Origin of the sequence: Paenibacillus qinlingensis (assembly GCF_013204845.1) — a bacterium.
Taxonomy (GTDB): domain Bacteria; phylum Bacillota; class Bacilli; order Paenibacillales; family NBRC-103111; genus Paenibacillus_E; species Paenibacillus_E qinlingensis.
Window position 1 is genome coordinate 44,068 of the sequence record NZ_JABMKY010000002.1, and the last position, 17,454, is coordinate 61,521.

17 protein-coding genes are annotated in these 17,454 nt (G+C 40.0%); 3 read left to right on the plus strand and 14 right to left on the minus strand.

Annotated features, from left to right (window positions below):
• Positions 1 to 92: 92 nt before the first annotated feature.
• Positions 93 to 701, plus strand: coding sequence for a 50S ribosomal protein L25 (locus tag HQN88_RS03780; protein WP_173108916.1), 609 nt, complete (start codon positions 93 to 95; stop codon positions 699 to 701).
• A 91-nt stretch (positions 702 to 792) separates the two neighbouring features.
• On the opposite strand, the gene cntE is transcribed toward HQN88_RS03780, so the two are convergent.
• The 14 genes from cntE to HQN88_RS03850 form a co-directional block, all read right to left on the minus strand.
• Positions 793 to 1,989 (minus strand): staphylopine family metallophore export MFS transporter CntE, encoded by a 1,197-nt coding sequence (gene cntE / locus HQN88_RS03785; RefSeq protein WP_173108917.1) that lies wholly within the window; start codon positions 1,987 to 1,989, stop codon positions 793 to 795.
• A gap of 17 nt (positions 1,990 to 2,006) precedes the next feature.
• On the minus strand, positions 2,007 to 2,753 hold the full coding sequence (locus HQN88_RS03790; RefSeq protein ID WP_173108918.1) for an ABC transporter ATP-binding protein: 747 nt from the start codon (positions 2,751 to 2,753) through the stop codon (positions 2,007 to 2,009).
• Positions 2,740 to 3,564, minus strand: coding sequence for a staphylopine uptake ABC transporter ATP-binding protein CntD (gene cntD / locus HQN88_RS03795; protein ID WP_173108919.1), 825 nt, complete (start codon positions 3,562 to 3,564; stop codon positions 2,740 to 2,742). Before cntD ends, HQN88_RS03790 begins: the two co-directional genes overlap by 14 nt.
• A gap of 3 nt (positions 3,565 to 3,567) precedes the next feature.
• A complete protein-coding gene (gene cntC / locus HQN88_RS03800; protein WP_173108920.1) occupies positions 3,568 to 4,431 on the minus strand; it encodes a staphylopine uptake ABC transporter permease subunit CntC in 864 nt (287 codons plus the stop codon).
• Positions 4,431 to 5,363, minus strand: a complete 933-nt coding sequence (opp1B, locus tag HQN88_RS03805) for a nickel/cobalt ABC transporter permease (RefSeq protein ID WP_173108921.1) — start codon at positions 5,361 to 5,363, stop codon at positions 4,431 to 4,433. The genes cntC and opp1B overlap by 1 nt, the downstream gene beginning before the upstream one ends.
• A gap of 24 nt (positions 5,364 to 5,387) precedes the next feature.
• Complete coding sequence (gene cntA / locus HQN88_RS03810) at positions 5,388 to 7,013, minus strand: staphylopine-dependent metal ABC transporter substrate-binding lipoprotein (protein WP_173108922.1); 1,626 nt, start codon at positions 7,011 to 7,013, stop codon at positions 5,388 to 5,390.
• A 25-nt stretch (positions 7,014 to 7,038) separates the two neighbouring features.
• Positions 7,039 to 8,361 carry an opine metallophore biosynthesis dehydrogenase gene (locus HQN88_RS03815; RefSeq protein ID WP_173108923.1) on the minus strand — a complete coding sequence of 441 codons (1,323 nt, stop codon included), beginning with the start codon at positions 8,359 to 8,361 and terminating at the stop codon, positions 7,039 to 7,041.
• A 29-nt stretch (positions 8,362 to 8,390) separates the two neighbouring features.
• Positions 8,391 to 9,185 (minus strand): methyltransferase domain-containing protein, encoded by a 795-nt coding sequence (locus HQN88_RS03820; RefSeq protein ID WP_173108924.1) that lies wholly within the window; start codon positions 9,183 to 9,185, stop codon positions 8,391 to 8,393.
• 11 nt (positions 9,186 to 9,196) lie between these two features.
• Complete coding sequence (locus HQN88_RS03825; RefSeq protein WP_476445354.1) at positions 9,197 to 10,048, minus strand: histidine racemase CntK family protein; 852 nt, start codon at positions 10,046 to 10,048, stop codon at positions 9,197 to 9,199.
• A gap of 164 nt (positions 10,049 to 10,212) precedes the next feature.
• On the minus strand, positions 10,213 to 10,362 hold the full coding sequence (rpmG, locus tag HQN88_RS03830) for a 50S ribosomal protein L33 (RefSeq protein ID WP_145663917.1): 150 nt from the start codon (positions 10,360 to 10,362) through the stop codon (positions 10,213 to 10,215).
• Positions 10,363 to 10,696: 334 nt separating this feature from the next.
• Positions 10,697 to 11,476, minus strand: a complete 780-nt coding sequence (locus HQN88_RS03835) for an SDR family oxidoreductase (protein ID WP_173108925.1) — start codon at positions 11,474 to 11,476, stop codon at positions 10,697 to 10,699.
• A gap of 108 nt (positions 11,477 to 11,584) precedes the next feature.
• Positions 11,585 to 13,516: a fructose-1,6-bisphosphatase gene (locus tag HQN88_RS03840; protein ID WP_173108926.1), complete on the minus strand. Its 1,932-nt coding sequence runs from the start codon at positions 13,514 to 13,516 to the stop codon at positions 11,585 to 11,587.
• Between the two features lie 236 nt (positions 13,517 to 13,752).
• Positions 13,753 to 14,556, minus strand: coding sequence for an aminoglycoside phosphotransferase family protein (locus tag HQN88_RS03845; protein ID WP_173108927.1), 804 nt, complete (start codon positions 14,554 to 14,556; stop codon positions 13,753 to 13,755).
• 60 nt (positions 14,557 to 14,616) lie between these two features.
• Complete coding sequence (locus HQN88_RS03850) at positions 14,617 to 15,276, minus strand: NAD(P)H-dependent oxidoreductase (RefSeq protein WP_173108928.1); 660 nt, start codon at positions 15,274 to 15,276, stop codon at positions 14,617 to 14,619.
• Positions 15,277 to 15,634: 358 nt separating this feature from the next.
• Between HQN88_RS03850 and HQN88_RS03855 the strand changes: the two genes are divergently transcribed.
• Positions 15,635 to 15,982, plus strand: coding sequence for a winged helix-turn-helix transcriptional regulator (locus tag HQN88_RS03855; RefSeq protein WP_173108929.1), 348 nt, complete (start codon positions 15,635 to 15,637; stop codon positions 15,980 to 15,982).
• A 467-nt stretch (positions 15,983 to 16,449) separates the two neighbouring features.
• On the plus strand, positions 16,450 to 16,986 hold the full coding sequence (locus tag HQN88_RS03860; RefSeq protein WP_173108930.1) for a nuclear transport factor 2 family protein: 537 nt from the start codon (positions 16,450 to 16,452) through the stop codon (positions 16,984 to 16,986).
• Positions 16,987 to 17,454 lie beyond the last annotated feature (468 nt).

Below are 17,454 nucleotides of genomic sequence, written 5' to 3' on the forward strand. Positions count from 1 at the left end.
CCTTTTGTATTGATGTTTGAACTTTCTCTGGAGCGGGTATATAATACTAGGGCTTTTTAGCTGCTTTTGCAATCGTTCAGGAGGTGTTCGTAATGAGTAATTCTATTCAACTAGTAGACCGTACAGGTACATTGAAACAGATGAGAAAGCAAGGTCAAATTCCGGCAGTCGTATACAGCAGCAGAATGAAAAACGAGCATATCGCTGTTGAGGAGAAAGTCATCCGCACTGCACTTAAAACCAATGCACACGCGATTCTGGAAGTCATCCTGCCTTCCAAGAAAAAGCATCCCGTGATGATTCATCAAGTTCAAAAGGACAGTTTAAGCGGACAATTGATACATCTCGATTTTCTGCAAATCAATATGAAAGAGAAACTCGATACTGTTGTGGCCGTTCATTTCAGTGGAGAACCCCTCGGAACCAAAGAAGGCGGCATGCTGCAGATTGAGCTGCATGAGGTCATGATTCGTTGTATGCCAAATAAGTTGCCGAACTCTTTGGATGTGGATATAAGCAAGTTGAGTATTGGCGATAAATTGCATGTTTCCGAGTTGGATGCGGGCAAGGATGTAGAGATCTTAACAGATCCGGAAGCCATTCTTGTAACCATCCTGGCAGCCCAGAAGCTAGATGAAACACTTGAGCCAGCATCCGATGAATCTCAAGCAGATTCGAATGCTGCGGAAACGAAGAGCTAGACAGAATTTAATCGAACAATCTGTGGTATGCAAAGAGCCTGGCTTATATGCCGGGCTCTATTTGTACTTAAACAGATTGTGTGGATTACTTTCATCGTTGTGCGCCATAACCAACAAACATCTTTCGTCGATCATAAGCATAAATAATCATCCCCGCGCTTAACATGGCACAAATCATATACATAATCGAGTAAGAGGTAATATCAGCTATCGGACCCATAATAACACCCCCTAATGACATGCCTAAATCAGCCATAGCAATGAATAAGCCAATTAACACATTGCGGCTCGCTTGCGGCAAAACAAAGCTTAAATACGTGGTTAAAGTCGGATACAGAAGTGATTGGGCAATTCCCATTAGTACGGCTCCTGTATAGAAATACAAGCTACCCCCTACTATTGAATAACTTACGCATTGCGCCGCTGCTGCGAGAATGAACATAATACCCATGATAAAAAATGAATGCCATCTCCCGTCTGACGGGATTTTCTTTCGTAATGCAAAACGTGCAAAGACGACGACCCCTGCCTGAAGCATGAGATAGATGCCAGCGCTAGCATCGTTCAATTGCGCAGCATAAAGCGGGAGGAAGTTAGTAATGGATCCGAATACTAAAGAAGCAACTAGCATTAATAGGCTGCATTTGAATAGAATCGGGTTTTTAACCAGCTGAACAAATGATTTTAGGACACTTATGCCCTGATCTGATTGACTCTCAGCGGGTTGCTTCTTCTCTTTTTCTATTTTAATACTATAACCAAAAACCCCCGTACAGATGGAAATAATTACAAGCATGATGGTGAAGTAGCTCATCCCTCCCGCATCCCATATGCCGATTGCGAGCAAAGGGCCAAGAATGCCGGGCATATACGTAAATAAGGAATATAGCGAAATCCCCTGAGAACGATCTTTCTCTGGTAACGCATCAATAATGCCAATTTGCAAAGCCATTGAAAAGAAAGCTGTTGAGCTTCCTTGTAAAATGCGTGCAATCAAAAAACCTTCCAGGCCGCTAAACGTATAGAGGAGCAGCGCAAAGCCATTAATAACAAGGATAATGCGTAATACTTTTATTGGACCTTGTTGTTTAATAATAACGCCTGCCCACGGGCGGAAAATCATAGCCGTACACATGTACGCCCCCATGATCAAACCAATTGCGGTATTGCTGGCTCCCAGCGATTCTCCGTGTAAAGGAATAATGACATTCAGAATCGAATTGGCGCTAAAAAAAAGAAGTGCAAGCATATATAAGCGCATAAAAGGCCAGGATAACGCTCCAGTCAAAGTTTCTTCCCCCTACATTAAAATATGATTTGCGCCTGCAATAATTTTCTCGCGTATTCGGACTGAACATGATTTAAATGTGCCATAGGAACCATCTCTACAATTTGCCCATCCCTAAATATAATCACTTTGTTGCAAAGATAGGCGGCAGCTTGAATATCATGGGTGATGAAAATATAACTCATCCTGTAAATGTCCTTTAAATCCTTTAATAAATCGAGCACTTGCAATTGAACAGATACATCCAGCGAACTGATCGCTTCATCCAAAATCAAACATTGGGGTTCTGTTGAAATGGCCCTGGCTATACATACACGCTGAATCTCTCCTCCAGATAACTCGTGAGGGTACTTATTCCGATAGGAAGAGTGCAATCCAACTTGATTCAATAAAATATCCAACTTGTTATGATTCTCCGTTACACGCCTGTTATGCATCTTCAGTGGCTCCATAATAGCTTGTTCAACGGTAAAAAAGGGATTAATAGAGGAAGTATAGTCTTGGAAAACCATGCTGATGTTGCCTGCTCTTACGGTTCTGTGTGCCACATTCTTTCCCTCGAACAGAATTGACCCACAATCGGGCTTCTCAATTCCTGCTATCAACCGTCCTAACGTAGACTTTCCGCTTCCGCTTTCTCCAATAATGGCCAGACAATCACCATGATGAAAGGAGAAACTGATATTCTTCAAAATTTGTTGTTTCTTATTAGAAAAAAATCCAACCTTCCGGTACGATTTCTCAACACCGTCAACGATTAGCAATGAGCATCCTCTCCTCCATGATCTTTTTGAAATGGGAACTCAATGCCAATCGGGTGGACACCAGATATTGTGTATACGGATGTTGCGCTTCTGCAAAAAGGGTTTGGGTAGACCCTCTTTCCATAACAGCACCTTCTTTCATAACCAAAACTTCATCCGCTATTTTCTTAACAATCCCTAAATCATGGGAAATAAGGATCATCGAACAGCCGGTTCTATCCCGCATTCGTCTCAATTGTTCAACAACCTCAAACTGTGAGATGGTATCAAGCGCTGTAGTCGGTTCATCCGCTATGATAATCTCAGGCTCGAGCACAAGCGCCAATGCAATCATCATCCGCTGGAGCATCCCTCCCGACAATTCAAATGGGTATTTATTCAAGATCTCAATTGGATTCTTCAGCATGACGCTTTCCATTGCATGAATTATTTTCTCTTCCATTTCTTTCTTATTCCAATCGAAATGCTGGGCAATTGTTTCTCTTAAATGGACACCGACAACACTCGAAGGGTCAAAGGCGCGCATTCCGTTTTGAACAATCATGCCAATATGTTTGCCTCTTATTTTGCTCATCTTCTTTTCTGAAAGAGCAAGAATATCCTCCCCCTTGAAACGGATCTCACCGGATTGATGAATCCAAGGTTTGTTCAATTTCATAATAGCTCGGCAAGTCAGTGACTTACCGCTTCCGCTTTCACCTACGATTGCCAGACAGCTTCCTTGTTTTAAATGAAAGGAGTTATTTGAAACAATGATTTCGTTTGTATTAGCATCCCAAATTTTCAGTTGCTCCACTTCCAACAGATTCATCGTTTAAATGGCCACCTCTTTTAATTGCATTCTTTTTGCGGAAGCATTTAATTTGGGATCCAGAGCAACTTGAAGAGAATCAGACAAGAAATTAAATGCCGAAACAACTAGGATGATGGCCAAGCCTGGTGCTATCATGAGCTGCGGTTTTGAGAACATAACGTTTCTCGCTTCGTTCATCATCATCCCCCATTCTGCATGCGGTGCCTGGATACCTAGACCTAGAAATGAAAACCCTGACATTTGCAATATCATTGAGCACATGGCACTGCTCGAGATAACTGCGATATCGGAAAATGTAACCGGAAGTATGTGCCTATAGATGATTTTCATATGACTAACGCCAGTTACTTTGGAAAACTTCACATAATCTAGTTCCGAATACTGCATGACGGAAGTTCGGATAACTCTGGCGAACCACGCCCATTTCATCAAAATAAATGCAATCAGAATATTTGCAAGACCTGTTCCCAAGATTCCAACAATAGCCAGCGTCATCACATATCCAGGAAATGAAAGCATAATATCACAAATTCTCATTATCCATGCGTCCACTCCGCCTTTTAAATAACCAGCAAGAAAGCCCAATATCGATCCAATGCATACAGATATGAATAAAGCAACGGACACCCAAAGAACGCTTGGTCGTATTCCATATATGATTCTAGATAAGATGCATCTCCCCAAATGATCATTTCCTAACAGGTAGTTCCACGATTGATCTGCATATCGAAGATTCATATGGACTTCTTCAGGATCATGTGGCGCAATGAAGGGCGCGCATAGACCGACAAATATAGTTCCAGCTATTATGGCCAAAGAAATCATTGCGATTTTATCTTTGATTAATCGGTTTACAACCTTCATTAGATATCCTTCCTTAATTTCGGGTTTAACGCAGCATTGATAAGATCGGAAATCGTGTTAAAGCCTACAAAGGCCACTGCCAAGATGAGTACATATGCTTGAATAATTGGAAAATCTCTACCCAAAATGGATTTCACGCTCAGACTTCCTAATCCCGGCCATGCAAACACATTCTCGATAACAACTGTTCCACCCAGTATCGTAGGTATCGCCATGCCCAAGATAGAGACAGCAACTTGCAAAGAATTTCTTAAGATATGCTTGATAATTTTGAGTTCTGATAAGCCACAAGCCCTACCGTACAGCACATAATCTTCATTTAAGTTACTCAACATGGCGTTTCTGACGTTTCTGAAGTAAATGCCGGTATAACTGATCGAAATCACCGAAACTGGCAAGATATAGCTCTGATATGAATTCATTCCGCTTGTAGGCAATAAATCGAGTTTGACAGAAAAGTACCAAATCATCAGCGATCCAAGCCAATAAGCAGGCATAGCTGTCAGAAAGAATGCTACGCCTCTGATCGATTTATCTAACCACTTTCCTTCTCTCAATGCACAAGCAACGCCTAACAAGATTGACAATAAAATAATGACGACAGATGAAATAAACGTTAACTTTAATGTGTTCAGAAAAGCTGGGCCCAATAAGGACCATACTGGTTTCCCTGTAATATAAGAATTTCCAAAATCGAGCTGCAAACAGGCAACAAACCAATGGAAATATCGAACCAAGAATGGTCTGTCCAGCCCCAATTCATCTTTCGTTTGAACAATTAGCGCATCTGTTATTTGTGGGATTTCCCGCGCATGTAGAATGACTTCGGCAGGATCCATCGGTGAAAGATTTATCAAAACAAACGTAATAAACGATATGATAAGAAGCAACGGTATGGATAACAACAACCGTTTCATCATATATCTTCCCATAGATAAGGCTCCCTTGAGATATTCTTATTCAAATTTCAGCTGTTCAAACGGCAGCTCGTATTGTGTTTGTTTAAATGAAATCCCCTTTAAGTTTTTTGGAGCTACGACCGTGACCCTACCATTGGTAAGCGGAATAAACACTGCTTCATCGTGCACTATTTTCATAATATCGGTATACAACAATTTTCTGCTTTTCTCATCCGTAGACAAAGTAACTTCATTTATTTTTTTGTAGAGCTCATCCGCTTTTGCAATACCTTTCGTCGTAAACAAATACGCGGATTCCGATGTAAATCCAGCAATAGTACTTTGAGGATCGTAAGCCAATCCCCATGTTTGGTTGAAAAGCAAATCATATTCCCCTGTCGATCTTCTTTTCGCGATAGAAGTTGAATCCTCCCCAATAATGTCTAATTGTATACCGACATTTTTCAATGAACTTTGTATAAACTCAGCTTGAGTTTTTTGGGAAGATGAATTCGTGTCATAATACACTTTTAATGTCAATTTATTGCCGCTTTTCATTCTAACTGAGGCTCCACTATCCAATTTCCAGCCAGCTTGTTCCAATATTTTTTTCGCTGTTTCGGGATCATAGATGCGTTTCTTCAAATCAACATCCGCATAATTGACGTTTGAGGAGAACAAGGCATTGGCTACGGTCTCTGTCCCGTTAGTAATGTTTTTGCTAATCGTTTCCCGATCGATGGCGTACCAGATAGCTTCACGTACAGCGGTTTCACTGGCCGGACTACTAGATTTGCTGCTATTGGCCACAATCATTTTTGTATTCATCGGCTCGCTTTTTGTTAATTGATACTTACCAGAAGCCACTAATTGATTCATAGCTTCGACATCGATACTGTCTGTACCTCGATCATCCGTGAATACAAAATTAATTTCTCCTTTCTGTAAGGCTAACAGTGTTGTTTCTCCGGATGGCAATACTTTTGCCGTAATTTTCTTGATGTTAGGTTCACCATTCCAATAATTTTTATTGGCTACAAAGGTGGCATATTCATTCGTTTTATGTATATCAAGCATGTAAGGACCTGTACCCTTGTATCCACTTACACCGTCTTTCGTTCCCCCATTAACAAAATTTTTGGGAGATATGAACACATAGGGTCTTGTCATTGATAGTTCGAGCAAAGCTGGAGAGTAGGGTTCTGACAACACGAGCTTAAGAGTGTATTCATCCAAAACTTCGCTGTTTACAATTTTTGTTGACAACTTTATCCAAGCATGTTTGGCTGCATTAGCTTGTATGGCATCTATATTTTGTTTCACTGCGTTAGCATTAAACGGTTCTCCATCATGAAATTGTACATTTTTCCTTAAATGAAACGTGTACTCTTTTTGATCACTAGAAATTTCCCAGGATTCTGCAAGCAAAGGCTTGATTCCATCCTTCGTATTTTCAACGAGAGATTCAAAAATCATCCCTTGAGCTGGCATGGAGCCCGTGTATAAGTGAGGATTAATATCATTCATATCTTTAGCAGTAGCATAGATAAGTTCTGTTTCCTTCTTGGTATTCGACTCGTGAACTGCCAGATCTGATGCGGTTTCCTTGTTGTTACTGCAGCCAACGACAGTCAAAACTAACACAATCAGAAACCCGAAAATGAATATACTTCTTTTTTTCACAGGAAATCCCCCTCGATATAGTGGTCTATCTAAGCTTAGAAATATTATTGTGCAAGCTCTTTCCTATTTCATGGCAGATTCTATTTAAATCCTCTTCGAAGCTTTGAACGGTAAATGCAAATGATAATCTTTGATTGTGATTACATGCAGCCACTTCATTTAATTTACTCTCATATGTATGTAAGAACTTATCAAGGGTGGGACATTCCAAACCTAAATATTTACAAATGCCTTGTATAATCTTGGTTCGGTAATAATCTTCTTTCGGCATTCTCGGGATATCCAGATAGCCCTCGCTGTTAATAAAAATTTTCTGAAAGGGAACCGCAGAAAAATCAAAATATTTGCCCGCTATGTCTGGTTCTGAAAAAGGATCAATGAGCAGTGATGTGTACCGGATATACAATAAATATTCTTGATGGATCGTTTCAACCTGGCTAAAATTATCGATATCATGACGCGACAAACTCTCCAATTTGACAGGATAATTGTCGTCGGTCATAAACTGAAGTAAGTTCAGCCTCTTAATATGTATGTTATCTAACATGTTCATGATTTCTTTCCATTGGGCCAACATATCTCGAATCAAATACTGTGTAATGGGGCCTTCAGGATAAATTTTGTAGACATACTTTAAAGTACTTGAATCTCTGAAAATAGCATCTAATGCAAATTCATTCATGAACAGAGCGGGGTGAACATACAAGGAAATGTTTCTCGTTTCCGCCTCAATCGGAGTATTCATCACTTCAAGTGCTATGCCTAATTGTTCATAGAGATGGCTTAGTACTCCGATATTGGTTGAATGAAGTTGCGTGGAACCTACAAAAATTTTCTTCTTAACCGCAGTTGTTAATACGTGATTGTGCGCCCTATCAGGTATCCATCGGGTGTCGCCAAGATAGGTGGAAAAGCTGACAATTTCAACTTCTTTATCAAATCGATTCATATAATTGCTCACTAAACTGTTGGAACCAAGCGTAGGTGAAACTAAAATGATGCATTTGGTGTGCTTCAAAACGTCATCACTTATCTGTTTTAATACGTTAATATAAGCATCTGTGGTTACAGCAAAGATAAGCGTATCCCATTCACCAGTTATCGAACCATATCCTTTGTAAATGTGTTCAATGAGACACTCGCCTTTCATCGCTCGATGTGCTTCATTCTGAATGCTCGCTTGAACTAGATGATTGTTTTGTTCAATCGCAGCAAAGAATTGTTCGGAACGTGCGGATTCCCTTCCGGCAATTCCCAACTTACATGTAAGCTGTTGCTTTAAACACACAGCAAGCTGAATAGATGCTGGTCCTGTTCCTAGCAGTAAGACTCGTTTGAAATCAAGCATAGAAAACTCCTTTTCATCTTGCAGGTAAGTTAAGATTTTTTATATAAGGCAATATCAAACACTTGATTCGGACGTAAAATTGTGTCTACCAACTGCCATTTGAGTTCGTCTACCTTCTGCATTGGGTAATTAAACAATGACTTTAACTGGTTCCCGTAACGCATAGCCACAATGACATTTTGATTCGTCAACGCATGCAATTGATCCAAGAGTTCATATTTATTGGAGACTGTTGAACTAAATATGATATGGGTTGCCACTTTAGTGAAATCGAGATCTTCTACGAACTTTTTTTCTAATCGAATATTTAACTCGCTGCCAATCTGTTTAACAACATGTAATCCAAGCTCAATAGCCTCATCATCTATATCTATACCCACAACTTCTGCCCTTGTTCGTTTGGCAATCAGCAGTGGCGTCATTGGGAACGAACCTGAGCCAATAAGTAAGACTTTAGAATCAGCAGTTACCTGAAAACCTCCAAATTCTTCCTCAATGCATGATTCAATGTTCTTGAAATAGTCAGTTATCTCTATATTTCCATTTCGCAGCTTTAATGATCGATATTTCTCCATGATGGCAACGCCTTGAGCTGATTTCTTTCTTAATTCCTTCACGAGTTGGGTAAACGCATCAGGTTTCTCCAGTTCCAGCCTTTCCCAGGCATCCCTATTGATAGGGTTCGTAATAAAAGCGGAATACGCATTGATCAACTGTTCTAACTCAGTACTATGTAGGAGAGTATGGTCGTAACGTGAAACCATCTCGTCGAATTGATGTGAAAATTCAACTAAAGACGCTTGAAACGCAGCTTCTACCTGCATTAACTTTCCTCCTATGCAATGTAATCATATATATCAATAAATGCTTTGCCTTGCGCGACAATACCCACAACGCCTTCTATATGAAGACCTGTCAGTTCTTGTTCATGATAGTCAGCATTTACCTGAATAACGCCACCTGGTTGCTTAATTTCTGCTACAATCTTTTCTTTATGCTTCCAAGCCAAATAAACCCCTATTGAAGCTGTGCCTGAACCGCATCCTCGTTCCCAGACCATGCTGTCCAGATGAGGAACATAAATGAGCGGAGCCATTTCACGATTTTTCGCCTTATAAAGTAAGATCCCGATCAAATTAGCTCCACACGTTAATCCAAGCAATTTTGCAAATGATTCCGCTTTGTTTCTAATAGATGCAGTAAATTCATCGACTTCGATGACAATGTGAATAAAATCAGGATATCTCACAATGATGATGTCCAACTCGTTGCCCTCATACTGGATGGTTCGTTCTTCAATTATTTGAGGAATCGGCATCACAACTCTACAATAAAACCCATTTGACTTCCTTTTCACAGAACATGTTATCAATTCATCAACCCCTGAAACTTCCAGAACAATTTCAGTCGAATCATTTTGCCCTATACCTCTTTCAGTGGTAATGAAAGCTGCCAGAGCCATGCACGCGTTACCGCAAAACTCGCCACCTGCCATTTGCAAATGAGCATCGGCTTTGCTGTTTACAGGCGTTTCAACGAATCCAACTTGTTCTGCATAAACACTATCGTAGGACATGAGTTTTGAAGCAATGTGTGTGTACTCATCCATTTTGTGGTTGGATTTTACCAATATTGTCATGTTTTGCGTTGGACTGCACTTAATGAAATCGACGATCTGTTTCCCCACATCAATCCTCCTTTGTCATTTAACAGTAATTATTACGATATAAGAAAGTGGTGAATTTCATTTTCCTCTTTGACGTCTACATTCATGAATACCTTCGTGCTCCTTTCAGAGGTGTGTAAAATGAAAATCCCGACAAGCAAGCCCGGATCTTTTGGGGTACAATCTTAGCGCGTTTCACGGTGTAGCGTATGACGCTTTAAACGCGGACAATATTTTTTCAACTCAAGCCGGGAAGGGTTATTTTTCTTATTCTTCGTTGTTGTGTAGTTTCTGTCACCCGTTTCCGTACATGCCAAAGTAACAACGACTCTCATGTGTCGATCTCACCTCCTATTATTAATATGTAATTTTTACGATTAAATTCCAAGAGAAAAGCAAACACTTGGTTTGCTTCTAATTTAGTGCATTTCGTTACGCTTCTCAGGTGATAGGTCATATCATTTATTAATAGTAATAATTACGTTTAACAAAACAAATATATCCACTTTTGAATACAATGTCAATCATAAATATTCAGACTTTGCAGGATAAAATTCAGCCGCTAACAAAAAAACACCAACCAACTTGTGGTGGTGTGTGTTTATCATTGCTTTTTTTGCAAAAAATCAATCGATTTAGGTCCAGGAATGTCTTCAGCCTTCTGACTTTCTATTGTGTCTTGCTCAGCATGTGGTCCACAGTCTTACTAAGCTGGCTAAAAATAAAATTAGGCGCTATTCGGTTCATCATTTTTAAAGCATTGCTTTGGCCGGGCCGGATTTCGTATCGGTCACTCTCCATTCCTTTAATCGCAAAACTCACCATATCAGTGACTAGCATCGCCTTTGAACCTGCCATATCTGCCGGATCGAATGTATCCACCAGTGGAGTTTTTGTCAACGGCGGAGCCAGTTCAAATACTTTGACCTTGGTTTTTTTTAGCTGTGCTCTGAGTGAAAGCGTATAAGAATGAATACCGGCCTTCGCTGCGCAATAAATGGGCGAGATCGGAAGAGGCACGAACGCAAGGCCTGATGAGACATTTAGGATCGCAGCCGAATCTTGCGCTTTCAAATGCGATAAAAATTGCTGCACCATCCAGATCGGACCACTGAGGTTCGTTTCGATCTCGCTGTTCAAATCCTCTAGGTCGTTACCCGCAGTATGAAGATTTATTCTTCGCATAACCCCTGCGTTATTGATTAAGACATTGAGCTTGGGAAATTGCTGCACCACCGTATCATACAATGCTGCAATCGCTTGAGGATCTCCCGCATCGCTCTGAAACGTATGTACCATTGGCAGCTTTTTCTTAGTCGCATCAAGCCTAGCTTGATCCCGCCCCGTGATAATAACGGTATTCCCGAGATTCAGCAACTGACTTGCAAATTCGAAGCCAATGCCGGATGAACCGCCCGTAACAAGAACCGTATTGCCGCTCATTTTCATTAGATTCGACCCGTCCCTTCATTTCCATAAGTAGGATAATTTCTACCTATAAGTGTACATGAAGTTTTTATAGATAGGAAGGCATCCTAAAATTCTATAGCAGTTGTTTCATTTCATATAGCGATATTCCAAGAGATTCTTCAAATTTGTGATTTTCTGCAGCAGCTTTTCTCCAACATTGGTTTCTCTCACCAGCTTCCGCTCTAGTTCTTTGTCCACCAACCTTTTTACAGATAATAGGTCCGTTCCATTACATAACACATCTTCTTTTGAATTGAATTTCTGATGAGCAACGAGCTGCATACCAAAAGAATTATACAACAAGGTATATCCGGCAATGCCCGTTGTGGATTGATAGGCTTTGGAAAAACCGCCGTCAATGACAATCATTTTCCCGTTTGCTTTAACGGGGTTTTCACCACGAATTTCTTTAACTGGCGTGTGGCCGTTAATGATATGTCCATGATCCGGATTCATATCAAACTCCTGCAGGATTTTCCGGCAAACCTCCTCATTTTCACGCAAATGATAATAAGGGTTCTTTCTCTCTTTATAGGTTTCTTTATCTTGGATAAAGTACCGTTCAAAGGTGGTCATTTCTCTCTTTCCAAAAAGTGAGGAACATTCCCCTGTCCAGATGTACCAGACCATATCCGTTGCCAGATCATCCGTTTCTTCCGGATGCGCAAAGGCGTAACGTAAATAAGATTCAAAAACATCGAGTAGCTTACGGCCCGAATACGTGTTGTCTTCAATCTGCATTTCTTTCATGTTTCCATCTTCATCCAAAGGAATACAACCGTGAAATAATAAATTCCCGTTGTATTTTAAATAAAGGCTGCCCTTTTTCATAAAAAAATTCATATGTCTGGCCAGCTTTTCGGAATGCTGTACCGAGAATAGCAGCTTTTCCATTACCTGCTGTTCTTCCTCCAACAATTGTTCGGGGAACTGCGGATTTACTGTAGCAAAACAGGTGTTTTCCAGAGGGTATGTTTTTCCGCCGATTTTAATTTCATTTTTGACGTAATCGATCTGATCAAGTAAAAGCCTTTCAGACATATTAAAGTAAGAGCGTCTCTTGATAATTGGGATTTCTAGCTTAAACTGGATCATCGCAATGGCCTGATGAATTTTAGTAATCTGCTGGATTTCCTGATCCGAACTGTTATGGTCGGACTGCAGCTTCGGTCTAAAGACAGGATTGTCGTCATAGTATTTCTCAGCCAAGTTCAGTAGTGGGCGAAGATTGATGCCATAAACATCCTCGATGATGTCCAAATTGTCATATCTGGCGCAGATTCGGATAATATTCGCAAGGCAGACCAACGAACCCGAATAGGCGCCTATCCACAAGACATCATGGTTCCCCCATTGAATGTCTACAGAATGGTAGTTGATCAGCGTGTCCATAATTTTATCGGGAGCTGGTCCACGGTCATAGATATCTCCGACCACATGAAGATGGTCAACCACTAGGCTCTGAGTCGTATAAGCAAGACCGATGATGAGCTTATCCGCCTGTCCCAAAGTAATAATTTGTCGGTATATTTCTTCATAATAGGGGTCTTTATTGTTGGTCAAATCCGTCTTGTATAGAAGCTCTTCTACAATATATACAAACTGCTCTGGCAGAGCTCTACGCAATTTCGAGCGGGTATATTTGGAAGAGGCATTAGAAATAAGCAAAAGCATTTGTTCAATTGTTTGTCTGTACCATCGGTTCAATGCTTGCTTATTGCACAGGCTTTCTTTAACCAGTTGAATCTTTTCTTCCGGATAATAAACTAACGCCGTAAAATCATTGATTTCATGATCCGTCCAAACCTCACGGAACAAGGTTTTGATTTTCTCTTTTACGGTACCCGATCCGTTTCTAAGTACATGCTGAAAAGCATGAAACTCCCCATGCAAATCACTGACAAAATGCTCAGTTCCCTTAGGAAGATTGGAGATCGCTTCAAGGTTAATGATTTCTGTTACAACCTTTTCTTCCGTATCATATATCTGGGCCAATAAATCTAGAAACTGCACATCCAAAACAAAATTCCCCCTTCAAGAAATATGGTGATGTATAAGAGGTTTATTAAATGGGGCTAGCCGCCGCGTACCTTTAATTACGTGTAATCAGTTAAGGAAAAAACATTAGGTTTCCTTTGAATTCCTACTAACTACTATTATTACTAAAACTTCCCACTCTATCCTACCCATTACTTGAGAAAAGGCAACCAATCCACCTGGACCGGCTGCCTTTGCATCTTGTTTTTGAACAATCGTTATGTGTACATTAGATTCCGCTGTATTAGAACTAGTAGCTTACGTTGCTCCTCTTCTGGAATGCTCTCGCCTAGGCGTGCTGCCATCAAGGGAATCTCCCACTTCGTGAGCTCTTCCTTATTGAAACCGGTCTGTTCAAGATATGCGTCTTCGTAACTTTTCAGCAATATGGTTCGAGTATGAGCAAACGTTTGACTGACGACTTCTGGAAGCTCTATTGGCAAGACTGCATGCTGAAGTAACATGATCGTCCTTGCTGCATCGGCTTGTGCGGGTCCATATGCTGCAGTCATCCAATCGATTACAACAGGTCCCTCCTGACTTAAGAGTACATTGCCAGGGTGATAATCGCCATGACAAAGTTGATTCCCATCAGATAGATCGGCCAAACAATTTACGATCGCTTCTCGAAATGGCTCAAATCCGGGGTGACGAATGTGATTAATTGTATCAGCCAATCGACTTTTAAAAGATTGCAAATGTTCGTAAGCCTTGACTCTTTGTAGCTTGATTTGTATCTGAGCTAGCTGGCGGCCGCATTCTGCAGCTTGTTCCGGCTTTCCTAGCAGAATCTCCAACATAGAAGGCCCCTTAATTCTCTCATAAGCAAGCCCAGTTAATCCGTCGATTTCCACTGTGCCATAAAATGTCGGAGCGCCTACTTCTAATTTTTCAATAATATGGCTGATCCCTTCCTCTAATCTTAGTAATTTGGGGTCATGGAATACTTTAAGGACTTGATCAGACCCTAATACATAAATATTCGCAGTATTGCCGCTGCCAATCCGTTCTCCCAGTCCCATGAGTCACCAACCATTTCTATATATTGTGATAAAGCACTTTTACAACTTGTTCGTTACCATTCAAACAAATTTTGCGATTTCTTTAAAGGAACGTCTTCTTTTAGGGCGTCCTTCCCTTACACGATATCCGAAGGCCACCATGACACTTAAGCTAAATTCATCATTCCCCAGAAGTCCTCTCTTTTGAAGGAGGTTATTCACCGCATCTAAGTCGAAGCCTTCAATAGGAGATGAATCTACGCGAATATGCGCTGCTGCCGTCATCATATTTCCGAGTGCAAGGTAAGTTTGTTTGGAGGACCAGTCAAGCAAAGTTCTTTCAGAATCTAAATGCAGATCATGATAAAACTGTTCGTAAGCAGGTCTCATTTTATTTAATACTTCCAATGGCATCTGCAGAATTTGAGTTTGTTGTTCGATTAAATAAGGAGAATCAAACGTTAGACCTTTTCTAGCCAAAATGATTACAAAATGACTCGATGTAGGAAGTTGTCTCATGGCACCAGACACATGTGGAGCTAATTTTTTTCTAAATTCAGGGCTCTGTACAACAAGAAATCTCCACGGCTCATTGCCCCCTGAACTTGGGGATAACCGACCAGCCTCTAGAATAAATTGAAAATCTTCTTCAGAGATTTTTTTCTCGGGGTCGAATTCTTTTGTAGCATGTCTGTAATTGAAGGTTTCTAACATCTCTAATTTTCTTACTGTTCTATCCATTTTTCTCCCACTTTCTAATACTAGTTATTTTAATATATAAAAAGTCCAGATTCCATGTTTCAATTAGGACGGCATGTGAAAACTGCAATCGCCTTGGAGTCAACTATAGCAGGTATTTATTTTCTTCATAAGAAGGCAATTATTATAAACAAGCTTTAGAAAAGTAAAGTGATGCTTCTAGGTTTTTCATAGAAAGAAGCAGACAACTAAGATCAGATGTCTGCTTCTATTTATAATTAATATGATTTAATTGGAAAATAACCCCAGTGACTTTTTGAACTCGTTTTATTATAGTTTATTTCCAATTACTACTTTACTTTTTATTCTAATACTATAAAACGAATGCGAGATGATAAATATGGAGTGTTCAAAGGTTGAGAATACATGTGTTGCGTCAATATCTGAAGTTTTGCAATTTTTCTCTGGGAAATGGACTTTTCTAGTGTTAACTGAGCTATTAAAGGAACCTCAGCGTTTTAATCAATTACGAAGAAATTTAGATAACGTAAATACAAAAGGTTTAACAGATACATTACGTAATCTAGAACAACACGAAATGATAAGACGCGAAGTGTTTCCGACTGTCCCCGTCACAGTCGAATATTCAATTAGTGAGAAAGGAAAAGCCTTTTCGAAAGTGTTTAACGAAATTAATCGTTGGAAAACCGAATGGGATTCTCCTATTCAACAATTTAAGTCCCTCTAGTAATCCTACCAAGATATCTTCCGAATTTCATTTATGCAGTTAATAGTTAATGATATTAAGTGTTGGAGAACCTAGGTTTTATTTAAACTATATCGGTTGCAATTAGTCCTAGTGGAATTATTCCCTTGGGGCTTTTTGCATATACGACGAATTGTAAATGTTCGAGTTAAAGTATGTGAATGTATATTTGGCACCAAATCGTATTCAGAATAAGATAGAAAATTGTTTAATGAATACTAGTTGTATAACTTTATTTTTCTAAAGCATATATAAAAAAATAGCCTCCTTATGAAATTAAAGAATACCTGCTATAGTTATTTCCGAGGCGATCGAAGCTTCACCTACTATCCTGAAGAGAAGAGGTTATTCACATATGTGGCAGATTACTCAATCATAGTTGAACAGCTTTTAAATCAAAGTATCATGGTTTTCTTTACCATTTAAAAATAGAAGGAGATTGATATATTATGACAAACACTATAAATAATGAGCAAGAAAATCTAATCAATAGACTTATTCAACTTGAACAAAAATCCCAACGATTAGAGGACATCGAAGAGATAAAAAAACTGAAAGCCCGTTATTTCCGTTTTGTCGATGAGAAAAAATGGACGGATTTTGGGGATCTTTTTACGGCTGATGCCACACTTATTTCACAAGGCCAAGATTTTTCTGCTGGTGGCGGGCAAGCTTACGGTAAAATGATCGGAGATCTTGTGGGTAAAGCACCTACGGTACACCATGGACATATGCCCGAGATAGATATTATCGATAAGGATAACGCCAAAGGTATTTGGTCTATAGAGGATTTATTAACCTTCCCTGACGCGAAGGATGCATATCCGGGGCATAACGGGTATGGGCAATACCGAGAAATGTATAGAAAAGAGAATGGCACCTGGAAAATCAGCAGCACGGAACTAACGCGATTCCGAATGGATCCTCTTAAGAACTGGGATCCAAATACGGATCCTGTAACTGGACAACCTGTAACTAGTAAGTAATTCTGCGCCCCAATAGATGTGGAATAAACAAACTAACCCCTTTGGAGGCTCAAAACTGAGCTCCAAAGGGGTTACTTGCATGAACGTATATGTAACTAGATGGATGGCATTCTTGTGTATCAAACCGCGGCGGTTTTATCTTCATGATCTTTTTCTACATATACTTTAGAAAATAACATCTCGCTCCGGACACATGTAAAAGAGCGATCACCATAAAGGTGGTCGCTCTTTTAGTTTTCACTCAGAGATCACTACGGGGCTTATGTTCAATTTACGCAATGCCTGCTTATACTGGAAACTTAACTCCAGTTAGATCTTCACTAAGATGCCAGAGCTGCTCAGCATATTCAGGATTAACTGCCGCTGTCGTTCTAGCATCAAATCCTGAATGAATAGGCGCTTGTTTCGTTATTTATCATTATTTTTTCGCATCTGTATCTTCCTCCATTATTTATTTCATACTCACTC

What these genes read in the sequence shown, in the direction of transcription:
- rpmG (WP_145663917.1), bottom strand. Translation starts at nt 10,362, where the DNA reads ATGAGAGTCGTTGTTACTTTGGCATGTACGGAAACGGGTGACAGAAAC.
- HQN88_RS03855 (WP_173108929.1), top strand. Translation starts at nt 15,635, where the DNA reads ATGGAGTGTTCAAAGGTTGAGAATACATGTGTTGCGTCAATATCTGAA.
- cntC (WP_173108920.1), bottom strand. Translation starts at nt 4,431, where the DNA reads ATGAAGGTTGTAAACCGATTAATCAAAGATAAAATCGCAATGATTTCT.
- cntD (WP_173108919.1), bottom strand. Translation starts at nt 3,564, where the DNA reads ATGAATCTGTTGGAAGTGGAGCAACTGAAAATTTGGGATGCTAATACA.
- HQN88_RS03820 (WP_173108924.1), bottom strand. Translation starts at nt 9,185, where the DNA reads ATGCAGGTAGAAGCTGCGTTTCAAGCGTCTTTAGTTGAATTTTCACAT.
- HQN88_RS03850 (WP_173108928.1), bottom strand. Translation starts at nt 15,276, where the DNA reads ATGGATAGAACAGTAAGAAAATTAGAGATGTTAGAAACCTTCAATTAC.
- HQN88_RS03780 (WP_173108916.1), top strand. Translation starts at nt 93, where the DNA reads ATGAGTAATTCTATTCAACTAGTAGACCGTACAGGTACATTGAAACAG.
- HQN88_RS03815 (WP_173108923.1), bottom strand. Translation starts at nt 8,361, where the DNA reads ATGCTTGATTTCAAACGAGTCTTACTGCTAGGAACAGGACCAGCATCT.
- HQN88_RS03860 (WP_173108930.1), top strand. Translation starts at nt 16,450, where the DNA reads ATGACAAACACTATAAATAATGAGCAAGAAAATCTAATCAATAGACTT.
- HQN88_RS03835 (WP_173108925.1), bottom strand. Translation starts at nt 11,476, where the DNA reads ATGAAAATGAGCGGCAATACGGTTCTTGTTACGGGCGGTTCATCCGGC.
- opp1B (WP_173108921.1), bottom strand. Translation starts at nt 5,363, where the DNA reads ATGGGAAGATATATGATGAAACGGTTGTTGTTATCCATACCGTTGCTT.
- HQN88_RS03845 (WP_173108927.1), bottom strand. Translation starts at nt 14,556, where the DNA reads ATGGGACTGGGAGAACGGATTGGCAGCGGCAATACTGCGAATATTTAT.